Origin of the sequence: Myroides sp. A21 (genome assembly GCF_000807225.1) — a bacterium.
Taxonomy (GTDB): Bacteria; Bacteroidota; Bacteroidia; order Flavobacteriales; family Flavobacteriaceae; genus Flavobacterium; species Flavobacterium odoratimimum.
Window position 1 is genome coordinate 1,372,940 of record NZ_CP010327.1, and the last position, 15,006, is coordinate 1,387,945.

General features: G+C 34.0%; 7 protein-coding genes. 4 read left to right on the forward strand and 3 right to left on the reverse strand.

Features of this window, described 5'->3' with window-relative positions:
• Positions 1–20 precede the first annotated feature (20 nt).
• Positions 21–713, reverse strand: coding sequence for an HAD family hydrolase (locus MYRA21_RS06340; protein ID WP_006257804.1), 693 nt, complete (start codon positions 711–713; stop codon positions 21–23).
• Between the two features lie 342 nt (positions 714–1,055).
• Between MYRA21_RS06340 and MYRA21_RS06345 the strand changes: the two genes are divergently transcribed.
• The 4 genes from MYRA21_RS06345 (at position 1,056) to MYRA21_RS06360 (ending at position 10,816) form a co-directional block, all read left to right on the forward strand.
• On the forward strand, positions 1,056–4,280 hold the full coding sequence (locus MYRA21_RS06345; RefSeq protein WP_006257803.1) for a SusC/RagA family TonB-linked outer membrane protein: 3,225 nt from the start codon (positions 1,056–1,058) through the stop codon (positions 4,278–4,280).
• 33 nt (positions 4,281–4,313) lie between these two features.
• Positions 4,314–5,858 carry a RagB/SusD family nutrient uptake outer membrane protein gene (locus MYRA21_RS06350; RefSeq protein ID WP_006257802.1) on the forward strand — a complete coding sequence of 515 codons (1,545 nt, stop codon included), beginning with the start codon at positions 4,314–4,316 and terminating at the stop codon, positions 5,856–5,858.
• Between the two features lie 241 nt (positions 5,859–6,099).
• On the forward strand, positions 6,100–7,749 hold the full coding sequence (gene pafA / locus MYRA21_RS06355) for an alkaline phosphatase PafA (protein ID WP_006257801.1): 1,650 nt from the start codon (positions 6,100–6,102) through the stop codon (positions 7,747–7,749).
• A gap of 142 nt (positions 7,750–7,891) precedes the next feature.
• On the forward strand, positions 7,892–10,816 hold the full coding sequence (locus MYRA21_RS06360; RefSeq protein ID WP_006257800.1) for a pitrilysin family protein: 2,925 nt from the start codon (positions 7,892–7,894) through the stop codon (positions 10,814–10,816).
• Between the two features lie 205 nt (positions 10,817–11,021).
• Here the strand turns inward: MYRA21_RS06360 and mfd are convergent, their stop codons facing one another.
• Together mfd and MYRA21_RS06370 are read right to left on the reverse strand one after the other, a co-directional pair.
• Complete coding sequence (mfd, locus tag MYRA21_RS06365; protein WP_006257799.1) at positions 11,022–14,384, reverse strand: transcription-repair coupling factor; 3,363 nt, start codon at positions 14,382–14,384, stop codon at positions 11,022–11,024.
• 3 nt (positions 14,385–14,387) lie between these two features.
• Positions 14,388–14,987, reverse strand: a complete 600-nt coding sequence (locus MYRA21_RS06370) for a hypothetical protein (protein WP_006257798.1) — start codon at positions 14,985–14,987, stop codon at positions 14,388–14,390.
• Positions 14,988–15,006 lie beyond the last annotated feature (19 nt).

Sequence of the window (15,006 nt, forward strand, 5' to 3'; positions counted from 1 at the left end):
ATCAACTAGCCTCTTTTTATTTATAGTAGTATCTCTTTAATCTCTGATAGTTTTTTAATAGAAGTAAAGTTCGGATGTACTATTTCGTGATCGACATGCTCGTGTAACCATGTAGTATGGAAAGGGACGTGTACTGCGTGACCTCCTAATTCTAATACAGGGAGTACATCAGATCTTAGAGAATTGCCTATCATAATAAATTCTTCAGGCTTGATATCTAAACGTCCTAGTAACTTCTGATAGTCTATTTCTTCTTTATCCGTCATGACTTCTATATGATGGAAGTATGCTCCTAAGCCAGACTTATGTAGTTTGCGGTGTTGGTCTTTTAAGTCACCTTTGGTTGCGACCACTAGTTTATACTTTCCTTGAAGTTCCTTTAGTACTTGCTCTACGTCATCTAATAGCTCCACAGGCTTGGTTAATAAATCCTTTCCTATAGCTATGACTCTACTGATTACTTTTGGGCTTACAGTTCCCTTTGAGATTATGTTAGCTGCTTCTACCATGGATAGGGTAAAGCCTTTTATTCCATATCCGTATAGAGGTAGGTTGTCTATTTGTGTTTTGAATAGTATCTGTGAGATGCTTTGATGTGTTAGGTAATCTTCCATTAAGATACAGAATGCTTTCTCAGCTTCATTAAAGAAAGGTTCATTCACCCATAGGGTATCATCCGCATCGAAAGCAACAACTTTAAATGGTTTTGTCATGTTGTTTATTTTAGTATGTTATGTAAAGGTACGGGATAAAAGGATGAAAATAAGTATACAGAATATAGTAAAGTATAGAATGAATTGTATTTTTTATATATTAAGTTAATATTAATTAAAAATTAAGAAATGAGTATTTTTAGTTAAAATAAACCTGCAAAATGAGTGTTTTTAATCTTTAAAATAGTGTATTTTAAGTTAAATAAATTAATATAATGTCTATTTTTCGGGCTTAATTTACATTTATTTTAAGTGTTTGTCTTGAATAAATATTGTATATGTTTTTTTTGATTCATTTTTTTATATTTTTGGCAATGCTAAAATAATCTTAAAAAGATGTTTATGAAATTAAAACTTTACTTAACGTTTTCTATGCTTGTGTTAACAAGTGTAGTTTTTGCACAAGCAAAAAAGACAATAACTGGAAGTGTAAAAGACACTGACGGTTTACCGTTGATTGGTGCAACTATTGTTCTAGAGGGAACTGACTTCGGAACAAGTGCAGATGATCATGGGATATTTACAATTAATGCTGGCGAAGGCGATGTGTTAGTTGTTTCGTATGTGTTCTATGAAACACAAAGAATTAGATTAACATCAAAGACACATTATGACATAGTATTAAAAGAGGATGGTCAAGTGTTGGAGGATGTAGTTGTTGTAGCTTATGGTACTGCTACTAAAGAATCTGTAACAGGTGCTATCGCAGTTATAGAGAATTCAGAAATTACTAAAAGACCTGGTACCAATGCCTTAGCTGCACTAGAAGGAGCTGCTCCTGGGATTAGAGTAAACAATACATCTGGACAGCCTGGGGCTGAGCCAACTATTCGTATTCGTGGATTTACTTCTGTGAATGGAAGTAATTCTCCATTATTAGTTGTAGATGGTGTTCCTTTTGGTGGAAGCATATCGGATTTAAATCCTAATGATATTGATAGTATGTCTGTTCTTAAAGATGCTTCAGCTTCAACACTTTATGGTAATAGAGCTTCTAATGGAGTTGTTTTAATTACCACTAAGAAAGCCTCTAAAGGGAAGGGATTCTTTGGGGTAAACCTTAAACAAGGTTTGTTTACTAGAGGTATGTCTGAATATGATAAATTAGGAGCAGATGATTATATGGAAACAATGTGGAAAGCTAATAGAAACTCTTTAATAGCAAAAAATGGCTTAGAAGAGGCTAATAGGTTAGCTACAGAAACATTGATTCCAGATTATTTGAAACTTAATATTTATAATTTACCAGCAGATCAATTATTTACTCCAGATGGTAAGTTAGTATCTAATGCGTCTGTTCTATCTGGATATGCATCAGATTTAGATTGGTTTAAAGAGCTTGAAAGAACAGGGATGTATCAAGATTTAAATATGAGTGGGCGTGTGGCAAATGAAAAAGGAGGAGCTTATTTTTCAGGAAGCTTTTTAAATAATGAAAGTTATGTTAAAAATAGCGATTATAAGCGTTTTACTGCTAGAATTAATGCGGATTATAAAGTGAATGATGCTATTAAAGTAGGAGCTAATTTGACGGGATCACATCAAGAATCTCATGGTTTAACAGCTTCTATGGATGATAATACTTCAATTGTAAATCCATTCTATTTTGCACGTAATATTGCTCCAATTTACCCTGTTTATCTTCATGATAAAGTTACAGGTGATTTTGTTTATGATGAATTTGGGCAAAGAATTTATGATAATGGAGAAGGAACACGTGGTCAATTAGAAGGACGCCATACTGTTTTGGAAAATAATAAGAACAATCAGCAATCAATTAAAAATACTGTTAATGGACAGTTCTTTGCAGATTTCAAATTCTTACAAGATTTTACATTCTCTTTAAAAGGAGATATGAGTTTAAGAAATAGTGAAGCTCGTAAATATGATAATGCATTGATAGGTGATGGACAAGGTAGTAATGGACGTTCAAGACGTGATATTTATAGATATAAAACATATACAGCTCAACAGTTATTGAATTGGAATAGAAGTTTTGGTGATCATAATTTTGATGTTTTAGTTGGGCATGAAAACTTTAATAATGATTATAGCTACTTGTATGGTATGAAAACTAATCAAACTTTTGAAGGAATGGATGAGTGGATTAACTTTACAGAGGCAGGTAGTATTTATGATTATACTGTTAAATATAGAACAGAAGGATATTTATCTAGAGCTAAATATAACTATGCTAATAAGTATTTTGCAGAAGCTTCTTTCCGTAGAGATGGATCTTCAAAGTTTCATAAAGATAATAGATGGGGGAACTTTTGGTCTGTTGGAGGTAGTTGGATTATTAGTGCAGAGGATTTCTTCAAAGTGAAGCATATTGATTATTTAAAATTAAGAGCTTCTTATGGAGAGGTTGGAGAAGACGGTGGAGCTGGTACATATGGATATCAATCTTTGTATTCTATTGTGAAAAATGGGGGGAAAGCAGGACTGTATAAATCTCAAAATGGGAATGATAATTTGCAATGGGAGACATCATCATCATTTAATATTGGTTTAGACGGAAGGCTTTTTAATCGAGTTAATTTTACTGTTGAATATTTTGACAAACGTTCTCAAAATTTATTATTTGATTTAAATATGCCTTTATCAAACGGATCAAATACTCCTAGCACTAAAGGGATTTCTTCTATAACAAGTAATGTAGGAAGTATTTCTAATAAAGGATTAGAGTTGTCTTTTGATGTAGATATTATTAAAACAGCAGATTTAAGATGGAATTTCGCTGCAAATGCGACATGGTTAAAAAACAAAATAGCTAAGCTGCCTGAAGAGAATAGAAAGAATGGAATAATTTCAAGTGATTTTAAACGATTGGAAGGTAAGAGCATGTATGAATTCTACTTGTACCAATTTGTGGGTGTTGATCAAATGTATGGTGATGCATTATATGTAATTGATGATGAGAATTTTAACGTAAATGGTTCTGCGCCAGATAAAGATGCTATTGCTGATGAGTTTTTGAGAGAAATTAATGGAGTGACTTATACAACATCTACAACGTATGGAAAAAGAGAATTTGCAGGTTCAGCAATTCCTAAAGTAGATGGAAGCTTTTCAACTTCTTTAAATTATAAAAACTTTTCTCTATCAGCATTGTTTACATATAGCTTAGGATCTAAAGTATATGATTATTCTTATGCAAGTTTAATGTCTGTTGGTAGTAGCCCACATGCGTTACATAAAAATATTTTAGGATCTTGGAACGGTGCACCAGAAGGTATGACAGAAAAATCTGCAAATAGAATTGATCCTAATGGATTACCTGTATTAGATTTTGATAGAAATGTGTATACATCTTCGCGTTCAGATCGTTTTTTACAAAATGGTAATTATTTAGTTTTTAAGAATATTTCTTTAGGATATGATATGCCAAAAGAAGTAACTAAATCTTTAGGAATTAGTAGCTTGTCTTTTACTGGAACAGTTGAAAATGTTGTGACTTTTACAAAGTTAAAAGGGATGAATTCACAGATGAGTTTTGCAGGTCAAGTTATGAACTCATGGGCTCCTCCTCGAACATTTATTTTTGGAGTAAATGTAGGTTTTTAAACTTTTAATTAATTATAGTAAATATTTAGAAAGATGAAAATTAAATATATAAAATACATTTTACTGTCAGCAGTATTAACTTTGGGTTCTTGTAGTGATGATTATTTAGATACATATCCAACAAACTCTACTTCTCCTAATACAGCTTTTAAGACTACTAAAAATGTTGAAATGGCAGTAAATGGTTTAGCAAGAATTATGACAACTCAACATATAGGTGAGCAAGGGTATAATGGAGAAGGTACTATAAAGTTATTTTATGGAGAATATACAGGAAATAATTTTAGGCGTGATCAAACATCAGTGTCTTCTCTAATGAATGGATTACTCTTTGATAATAGTGCAAGTACTTATACTTATTATCCATGGCATTATTATTATTTATTGATTACCAATGCAAATGCTATTATAGCAAATGTTGATGGTGCAGAAGGACCTGTGAATGAAAAGAAGTATTTGAAAGCGCAGGCGCTTACTTATAGAGCATATTCTTATACCATGTTACTTCAATTATATGGGAATCGTTGGCAAGATTCTAATAATGGTGAACATAAATGTTTAATATTGAGATTAACCCCAGACGATCCAAAAGAGATGCCTTTATCTTCGCAAAATGATGTTTACGCACAAGTATATAAGGATTTAGATGAAGCGATTCAGTTGTTTAATGAAAGTAATTATAAAAGAGGGAATACAAATTATTTAATCGATGCAAATGTGTCACATGCTGTTTATGCTAGAGCTGCATTAGTAAAGCAAGATTATAATGTGGCATTAAGAGAAGCTACTTTAGCTAAGAAAGGTTATAAACTGATGAGTGAAGCTGATTATAAAGGAGGTTTTGCTACTCCAACATCTGAATGGATTTGGAGTAGTTATGGAGCTTTAGACGAGACTTTACATTATTATTCATATCAAGCATATATTGCTTATAATAGTTCATCATCTATTGTTCGTACAAGACCAACACGTATAAGTAAGGAATTCTATGAAAGTATTCCAACTACAGATATACGTAGACAATTATTTTTAGACCCAACAGGATATGATGCTGCTACTTATAACGCAACAACAGGAGAGGCAGATGCAAAATCTCTTATTGATGTGGAAACTAGAACAAAGTTTCCAAAGCTACAAACTAATGCTAAGGTAGCTGCATTTATGCAGTTTAAAATAGCTGCAAATGAGATGATAGGTGTTGGACATTTAAATCATTTCCGTTCTTCAGAAATGTATTTTATTGAAGCTGAAGCTTTACATTTTTTAGGCAGAGATGGAGAAGCTTCTAAGTTACTTGAGGAATTAACTAGGAGCACGGGTAGAGATGCTAGTTATACTTGTAATAAAACAGGAAAAGAACTGTTCAATGAAATCGTTAAATATAGAGGTATAGAGTTATGGGGAGAAGGATTTGATTGGTTCGATTATAAAAGATGGAACTTACCGATTTCTCGTAAGACAGTTAAAGAAGGAGGGAATTATAATGTGGCTTCTGGAATAACTATATTACCATCAGCTAACAATAAATGGACTTGGAGAACTCCTCAAAAAGAATCAGATTATAATCCGAACATATAATCATCATTTTATAAAATAGTTAGCTTAAAGGCCATTCAAATTTATGAATGGCCTTTATTGTTTTAAATAATTCAAAATAATAACACTCTCTTAATCTTGGAATTAAGGAGTAAGTTTACTTTTGAATTAGATATTTTAAATGTTAATATTGAAGTTTTTTGTCTATTAAATGCTTGTAAAGTCTCTTAGTTTAATAGATTTGTAGACAGAGACCTTATTAAACAAAACTAATCTTAAATAAATGAAATTTAAAACAACCTTATTTGCAGCAGTAGGCTGTATGTTTTCACTTTCTGCCTTAGCTGGTGAAACATTACCAAAACCAAAGTTAGTAGTAGGCGTAGTGGTAGACCAGATGAGATGGGACTACCTTTATAAATACTACGATCGCTATTCAGATAATGGATTTAAACGCTTATTAAACGAGGGATTTTCAAGTGAGAATACACTTATAGACTATATCCCAACTTATACTGCTATCGGGCATAGTACTATTTATACAGGAAGTGTACCTGCTGTACATGGAATAGCGGGTAATGATTTTATCATTCAAGCAACAGGTGAGAGTATGTACTGTACTCAAGATGATAGTGTAGAAGCAGTAGGAGGTGTAGGTAAAGTAGGAAAACAATCACCTAAGAATTTATTAGTGTCTACTGTGACAGATCAGTTAAAACTAGCTACTAACTTCCAATCAAAAGTAGTGGGAATCGCCATAAAAGACAGAGGAGGTATATTGCCTGCTGGTCATTTTGCTAACGCTGCTTATTGGTTAGATGGGGCATCAGGTGACTGGATTACAAGTACTTTTTATATGAATGATTTACCTAAATGGGTGAAGTCATTTAATAAAGAGAAGTTAGCAGATAAATATTTCAAAAAAGGATGGAATACTTTGTATCCTATAGATACGTATGTACTAAGTACTGCTGATGATAATGTATATGAAGAACCTTTTAAAGGAGAAGATAAACCTGTATTCCCACGTGATTTAGTTAAACTAAAGAAAGACAATGGGTATGACTTAATTAAAGCTACACCATTTGGAAATTCTCTAACTCTTGACTTTGCTAAAGTAGCAATTGATAGTGAAGCATTAGGAGCTAATCCTGCTGGAGTTACAGATTTCTTAGCTGTAAGTTTATCGTCTACGGATTATGTAGGACATCAATTTGCTATTAATTCGATTGAAGTAGAGGATACATATTTAAGACTAGATGCTGATTTAGCTGAGTTCTTAACTTATTTAGATAAGAAAGTTGGTAAAGGAAATTATACTTTCTTTTTAACAGCAGACCACGGAGCAGCACATAATCCTAAGTATTTTGCTGATCAAAAAGGTAACTCAGGTTATTTTAATACAGCTGAAGCAAAAAAAGTATTGAACGAAAAGTTAGAGAAAAAGTTCGGTGAGAAAGAAATCATCAAGAGCTTAACGAACTACCAAGTTCACTTAAATAACGCTTTGGTACAAGAGAAAGACTTAGAAGAAGATGATATCCGAGAGTTTATCGTTAAGGAGCTAAAGAAAATAGAAGGTATTGCTTTTGTTACAGATATGGATAAAGCAGCTATAGCAGCTATCCCTACTAAGATACGTGAGCGAATAGTGAATGGATATAATATTAAGAGAAGTGGAGTGATTCAGTATATCTTAGAACCACAATGGTATAGTGGAAGAAAAGATGCTAAAGGAACAACACATGGAACTTGGGGGTCTTATGATGCTCATATACCAGCTGTATTTATGGGATGGGGAGTTAAGCCAGGTAAGACTATCCGCGAGACTCATATGACTGATATAGCACCAACTATTGCAGAGATCTTAAAAATAGAAGCTCCTAATGGGAATATAGGTACACCTATTCACGAAGCAGTAGATGTAAAATAAGCATATTATTAGAGTAAATATAAAGGTCAGTTGTAATATTACAACTGACCTTTTTTTGTGTTTGTAATTTAGATTGAATTTTAATAAAAGAGTGTGAAATTTATTTTATAGCTTTGGAAGATAGACACAAAAACACCGACAAATGAAAAAAAGGTATTTACTGTTCGGTTTTATTTTCTCTGTAAGTGCTTCAATGCATGCACAGTATAAAACTGTTACTACAAAAGACGCTAATGGATTTACTTACGAATACGTAGAGAATGACCCAGCTAAAGCAAGAGTGTATACTTTAGGAAATGGACTAAAAGTATATTTAGCTCAGAACCATGATGAACCACGTATACAGACGTATATTCCTGTTCGTACAGGATCTAATAACGATCCAGAAGATAGTACAGGACTAGCTCACTATTTAGAGCATATGGTGTTTAAAGGAACTTCTAAATTAGGTACTGTAAACTGGGCTAAAGAACAAGAGTTAATTAAACAAATCTCTGATTTATATGAGCAACATAAAGTCGAAAAAGACGTAGAGAAAAAGAAAGCTATTTATAAAAAAATAGATGAAATCTCTAAAATTGCATCTCAGTACGCTGTTGCAAATGAGTATGATAAAGCTGTGGCTTCTATCGGAGCTACAGGAACTAATGCGCATACTTGGTTTGATGAGACAGTTTATAAGAACGTAATTCCTTCTAATGAGTTAGAGAAATTCTTATTGATAGAGAGTGAGCGTTTCTCAGAACTAGTATTGCGTCTATTCCACACAGAGTTAGAAGCAGTATATGAAGAGTTTAATAGAGGACAGGATAATGATTATTGGGCTTCACATGAAGCAATGATGAAGTTATTATTCCCAACTACACACTACGGAACTCAGACTACGATAGGTACTTCAGATCACTTGAAGAACCCTTCTATGGTAGCTATTAATAATTACTTTAATGAATACTATGTACCAAATAATATAGCTGTTGTATTAGTTGGTGATTTAGAGTTTGAACCTACAATTAAGTTAGTTAACGCTTACTTTGGTTCAATGAAAAAAGCAAATCAACCTAAAGAATATATCGCTCAAGAGGCGCCTTTAACTAAGATACAAGTTAAGGACATCTATAGCCCACAAGCAGAGCGTGTAGAAATAGGTTTCCGTTTAGGAGGAGTTAAGACGAAAGATGCTATTTATCTTAACTTGATCGATATGTTGTTAAGCAATGGTCAGGCAGGTATTATAGATTTAGATGTAAATCAGCAACAAAAAGCATTGTATGCGTCTAGTTCACCTATGGTAATGAAGGACTACTCTGTACACCAATTGACAGGTATGCCTAATGAAGGACAGACTGTAGAAGAAGTTAAGGATCTATTATTAGCTCAAATAGAGAAACTTAAAAAAGGAGAGTTTGATGAGTGGTTGTTAAACGCAGTTGTCAATGAATTCCGTAAGAACTCTATGGAGGCTTTAGAAAGTAATGATGCAATGGCTACAGAAATGTACCAAGCATTTATTCATGGGCGTACGTGGGAACAAGCTGTTTCTGATTTAGAGCGTATGTCTAAGGTGACTAAACAAGAGTTAATCGACTTCGTGAACGCAAATTATAAAGACAACTATGTTGTTATCTATAAACGTCAAGGAGAGAATAAAGACTTAGTACGTGTAGAAAACCCAGGTATTACACCTATTGATATCAATAGAGATAGTGAATCAGAATTCTATAAACGTCTAAAAGGAATAGAAGTTAAAGAAATAGCTCCTGTGTTTGTTGATTTCAATAGCGCTATTCAAAAAGAGAAGATTGGTAAAACGAATAGTCAATTATATTCTATTAAGAATACTACAAATGATCTAGCAACTGTAACTTATATTACAGAAGTAGGTTCTGATAATGATAATAAGTTATCATTAGCTATTGGGTACTTAGATTATTTAGGTACTAGTAAGTATTCTGCTGCTGATATTAAGAAAGAGTTCTATAAGTTAGGTATTTCTTATGGTATTAGTACAGGTACAGATAAGACTTATATCACTGTAAAAGGATTGAAAGAAAACATCCCTGCAGGTATCAAATTATTAGAGCATTTAGTAACAGATGCTAAGGCTGATGATACTGCTTATGCTAATATGGTTGATCAGATCTTAAAAGGACGTTTAGATGCTAAATCAAGTAAAGGAGGAATCCAAAGAGCATTGAATAGCTATATCGTTTCTAATGGAGAGTTAAGCCGTTTTAAAGATATCTTAAGTGAGAATGAATTAAAGACTATTAAACCAACAGAATTAGTTGGATTAATTCATAACTTCTTCGATTACAATAATGATGTTTTCTACTATGGTAATGATAAGGAAACAGCGAAGAAAGCAATCGTAGAGCATCATAACTTAGGAAAAGGTAAAAAAATACCTGTTGCTAAAGTATATCCAGAACCAGCTACTGACGGAACATTGTACTTTGCTCCTTATGATATGGTTCAGGCAGAGATTACGTATAGAGCAAGAGAAGGTAAGTTTAATAAAGACTTATTAGCGACTAGCTCTGTATTTAATAACTACTTTGGAGGAGGAATGGCTTCAGTGGTATTCCAAGAAATTCGTGAGTCTAAATCATTAGCATATTCAGCTTATGCATACTATATGAATGCTGCAAAAGCTGACAAACATAACTATGTAATGGCTTATGTAGGTACACAAGCGAATAAATTACCACAAGCAGTAGAAGCAATGATGGAATTAATGAATGCTATGCCTCAAGGAGAAAGCCAATTCCAAAATGCTAAAAATACTGTTCTTAAGAATATCGCTACACAGCGTTATACTAAAGCACAGATATTCTCTTACTGGTTAAGCTTAAAAGAGAAAGGTATTGACTATGATATTAATAAAGATATCTACTCTCAAGTACAGAATATGCAGATGACTGATCTAGTTAACTACTTCGATAAATACGTAAAAGGAAAAACTTTCAACGTAGGATTATTAGGTAAGAAAGAGAACTTAGACTGGGAAGCTGTGAAGAAAATGGGTAAAGTAAAAGAACTTAGCCTAGAAGACTTATTCGGTTATTAATAGTAAGTTTTAAATTATATACTAAAGGAGCTTTGCATATAGTGCAAAGCTCCTTTTTCTTTTATTATAGAGAGAATTAGCTATGTATAGTAACTTATTATATCAGAATAAGATTAATGGCTGTAAATGTCTCTATTTAAGTTTTGATGATAGACTATATAGAAACGCCTGATATTAATACAATATCAGGCGTTATAAGTTTATGTTAAGCTTCAGCTGAATCTAAAAGTTCAATGTATTCTAACCCTTGTTTGATAGACTTTATATTTTTGAATGTTAGCAATAATCTCAGTCCATTCTTTGTCTGCTTCTCTTTCATCTCACAGATATTAGAACGGTGTTGTATGAAGATTAATACCTTTCTAAATTTGGCAGATTGATAGAAGTCTGACTGTTGATCCCCTAAGAAGTAACAAATCATCTTTCCTTGTTTCATCACGATCTTTTCTATTCCCATATTAGCAGCATGCCATTTGATTCGCAAGCTATTTAATAAAGCAATAGCCTGACGTGGCAGTGCACCGAATCGGTCTATTAATCGCTGTTCATACTGCTGCAAGACTTCTTCATTCGTTATTAAGCTCAGTTCGTTATACAGGTTTAGTCGCTCTGTGATATTATTGATATACTCATCAGGGAACAATATCTCGAAGTCAGTATCTATCTGAGTATCTTTTACGAATACCTTGTTCTCTTCTTTATTCTCTTCTTCGTATAGGTCTTTAAACTCGTTTGCCTTAAGCTCTTCGATAGCCTCTTGCATGATCTTTTGATACGTTTCGAATCCTATTTCATTGATGAAACCACTCTGTTCACCTCCTAAGATATCACCTGCCCCTCTGATCTCTAAGTCTTTCATAGCGATGTTTAGACCACTCCCCAGGTCACTAAACTGCTCTAGTGCCTGTATTCTCTTTCTCGCTTCTTCTGTCATAGCAGAATAAGGAGGACAGATGAAGTAACAGAACGCTTTTTTATTACTTCGTCCTACACGACCTCTCATCTGATGTAAGTCAGATAGCCCGAAGTTGTTTGCATTATTAATCAGTATTGTATTGGCATTAGGAACATCTAATCCACTCTCGATAATGGTAGTAGCAACGAGTACATCGAACTCCCCATTCATAAACGCGAGCATCAGTTCTTCTAACTTTTTACCATCCATCTGACCATGGCCGATACCTACTTTAGCATCAGGTACTAGACGTTGTATCATACCCGCTACTTCTCTAATATTCTCTATACGATTATTGATGAAGTACACTTGACCACCTCTTTCTATTTCATAAGACACAGCATCTCTAATCACCTCTTCATTAAATCCTACTACATTTGTTTCGATAGGATATCTATTCGGTGGAGGAGTACTTATCACAGATAAGTCACGTGCAGCCATCAGAGAGAACTGTAGTGTACGTGGAATAGGTGTAGCAGTAAGTGTAAGTGTATCTACATTCTCTGATATCGTTTTCAACTTATCTTTTACAGCTACTCCGAACTTTTGTTCTTCATCTATAATTAATAATCCTAGATCTTTAAACACAATGCCTTTATTCACTAACTGATGTGTACCGATAAGGATGTCTATTTTACCAGCTTCTAGGTCTTTTAGTATTTCTGCTTTTTGTTTAGCAGTTCTAAATCTATTGATATAAGACACACGTACAGGCATATCCTTCAGACGCTCTGTGAATGTCTGATAATGTTGAAAGGCTAGGATAGTCGTAGGGACTAGTATTGCGACTTGTTTGCCATTATCAACCATTTTAAAGGCAGCTCTAATAGCTACTTCAGTTTTTCCAAAACCTACATCCCCACATACCAAGCGATCCATTGGTCTTTCTTGTTCCATATCCGCCTTTACCTCTTGTGTCGCTTTTAGCTGATCTGGAGTGTCTTCATAGATAAACGAACTCTCTAGCTCATGCTGTAAATAGCTATCAGGAGCACATTGGAATCCTTTCTGCAAACGGCGTTTTGCATATAGTTGAATAAGGTTAAAGGCAATGTGCTTAACACGAGCCTTTGTTTTATTCTTCAAGGTTTTCCATGCAGCCGAACCTAATTTATGGATCTTAGGTACAGCCCCGTCTTTACCATTGTATTTTGATATTTTGTGTAGAGAGTGAATACTTACATAGACGATATCATTATCAGCATATACTAGCTTGATAGCCTCTTGTGTTTTTCCTTCTACTTGTATTTTTTGTAACCCTCCGAACTTACCGATACCATGATCTATATGTGTTACATAATCACCTACCGAAAGAGAGTTTAGCTCTTTTAGTGTGATCGTTTGCTTCTTAGTATACCCATTCTTGATACTAAACTTGTGATAGCGTTCGAAGATTTGGTGGTCAGTATAGCAGACGATTTGCTTCTCCTCATCGATAAATCCTTCGAAGATTGGCATCACGATTGTCTTGAATGATTGTACTACTTTGTGATTATCATCTTCTTTAAGAGACTCAAATATATCTTTGAAGCGCTTAGCCTGATTCTCATTAGAGCAGAATAGGTAGTTATAGAACCCATTGTCTGTATTGTCATTCAGGTTACGAGCCAGTAAGTCAAACTGTTTGTTAAACGAAGGCTGAGGTTTGATGTGAAACTCAACGGTCTTATTGACATCCATCAGTTTGGTATCATTCAGCTCCAGTAGCGTAAATAGCTCTAGCTTATGTAAGAAAGATTGTCCGTCTAAGAACATATCTTTTGGTTCCTTGTGCTTTAAATCTTTATTAAGTTTAGAGAAGGTATCTACAGCTCTATCGAACTGACGGTCTAGCTGTTCTACTGTCATAGCAGTATGCTGCGTTAGTACAATAGTCTTCTCAGAGATATAGTCTAAGAAACTCTCTCTTACCTCTGCAGAGAACTTGTTCTCTACGTTGGGAATGATAGTGATTTTCTTTTGTTTATCTACAGATAACTGCGTTTCTACGTCGAAGGTACGGATACTATCTATTTCGTCTCCGAAGAACTCTATACGGTACGGGGTGTCATTAGAGAAAGAGAATACATCTATAATTCCTCCTCTTACAGAGAACTCTCCCGGCTCAGCTACGAAATCAACTCGTTTAAAATTGTATTCAAACAATACCTCATTGATGTAGTCTATAGAGAGTTTATCTCCTTGATGTACTTTAAGTGTATTCTTTTCTAATACCTTTTTAGTAACCACTTTTTCGAAGATAGCCTCTGTATACGAAACAATGATAGCAGGCTTTTTACGAGAACTAATTCTATTCAATACCTCTGCACGTAGTAGTACATTAGCATTATCTGTCTCTTCTATCTGATACGGTCTTCTATAAGAACCTGGGTAGAAGAGAACATCGGTTTTATTGACTAGTGTTTCTAAATCATTTAGGTAATAAGCAGCCTCTTCTTTATCATTGAATATTAATAAAAAAGGAGCATCAGCTTCTCGGAATAAGGCTTCTATCTGAAATGAGATAGCCGAGCCTATTAATCCTTTTAGATATATTTTATTACCTCTAGATTGTAGGTCTTGGAGGAGTTGTTTTGTTTTTGAAGACTCTTGAAAGCGTTGTTTAATATCCATGCTCTATTCGTTTTCTGGTGTTGGGTTAGCCCTTCTTTCTTCGTTAATAGCCTCTAGCATCTCAGCTTCACCTTCTTCTTGTGGTAATTTTGCTTTGACAATATTTTCATCCATCTGAGCTAGAAGTAGTCTTAGCGCAGTGTTGGTATGCTTTAGATTTTGATCTAACTTTTCTATACTTATCGGAGTCACTTCTAAGAACATATTTAAGTTGTTTAGAGAAGTTTGTAGAAGTGCCATTCTAGCTTTGATGTCTGGCAAGTCTAGCTCCTTAGGATATTGTTGGTAAGTAAGGCTTTGTAGTAATTCTGTTATTCTATTAGCACTCTTCTGAAAAGCCCCTATAGTAGACACAGGTTTTAACTTTACCTCTTGTGCAAACTCTTGCCAAGGTTTCCAATCTTTTAGGATAACGTCTAACTCTGCTGAAGCAGCCGGAACACGTAGATTCCAGTTCTTCGTTAGATAGTCATACACACTGTCATTGTGTTGTGCTATTTTTAATTCTTGTTCTTTCACGAACTTCTCTTCGTCTTTACACGAGAATGATACGATAGATACGAAGAATAAAAGAGGTAGAAGTATATATAAATTGCTTTTCATTGTTCTTATGATTTAGAGG

Coding starts and splice junctions, on each gene's coding strand:
- MYRA21_RS06370 (WP_006257798.1), bottom strand. CDS start 14,987: ATGAAAAGCAATTTATATATACTTCTACCTCTTTTATTCTTCGTATCT.
- MYRA21_RS06340 (WP_006257804.1), bottom strand. CDS start 713: ATGACAAAACCATTTAAAGTTGTTGCTTTCGATGCGGATGATACCCTA.
- pafA (WP_006257801.1), top strand. CDS start 6,100: ATGAAATTTAAAACAACCTTATTTGCAGCAGTAGGCTGTATGTTTTCA.
- MYRA21_RS06345 (WP_006257803.1), top strand. CDS start 1,056: ATGAAATTAAAACTTTACTTAACGTTTTCTATGCTTGTGTTAACAAGT.
- MYRA21_RS06350 (WP_006257802.1), top strand. CDS start 4,314: ATGAAAATTAAATATATAAAATACATTTTACTGTCAGCAGTATTAACT.
- MYRA21_RS06360 (WP_006257800.1), top strand. CDS start 7,892: ATGAAAAAAAGGTATTTACTGTTCGGTTTTATTTTCTCTGTAAGTGCT.
- mfd (WP_006257799.1), bottom strand. CDS start 14,384: ATGGATATTAAACAACGCTTTCAAGAGTCTTCAAAAACAAAACAACTC.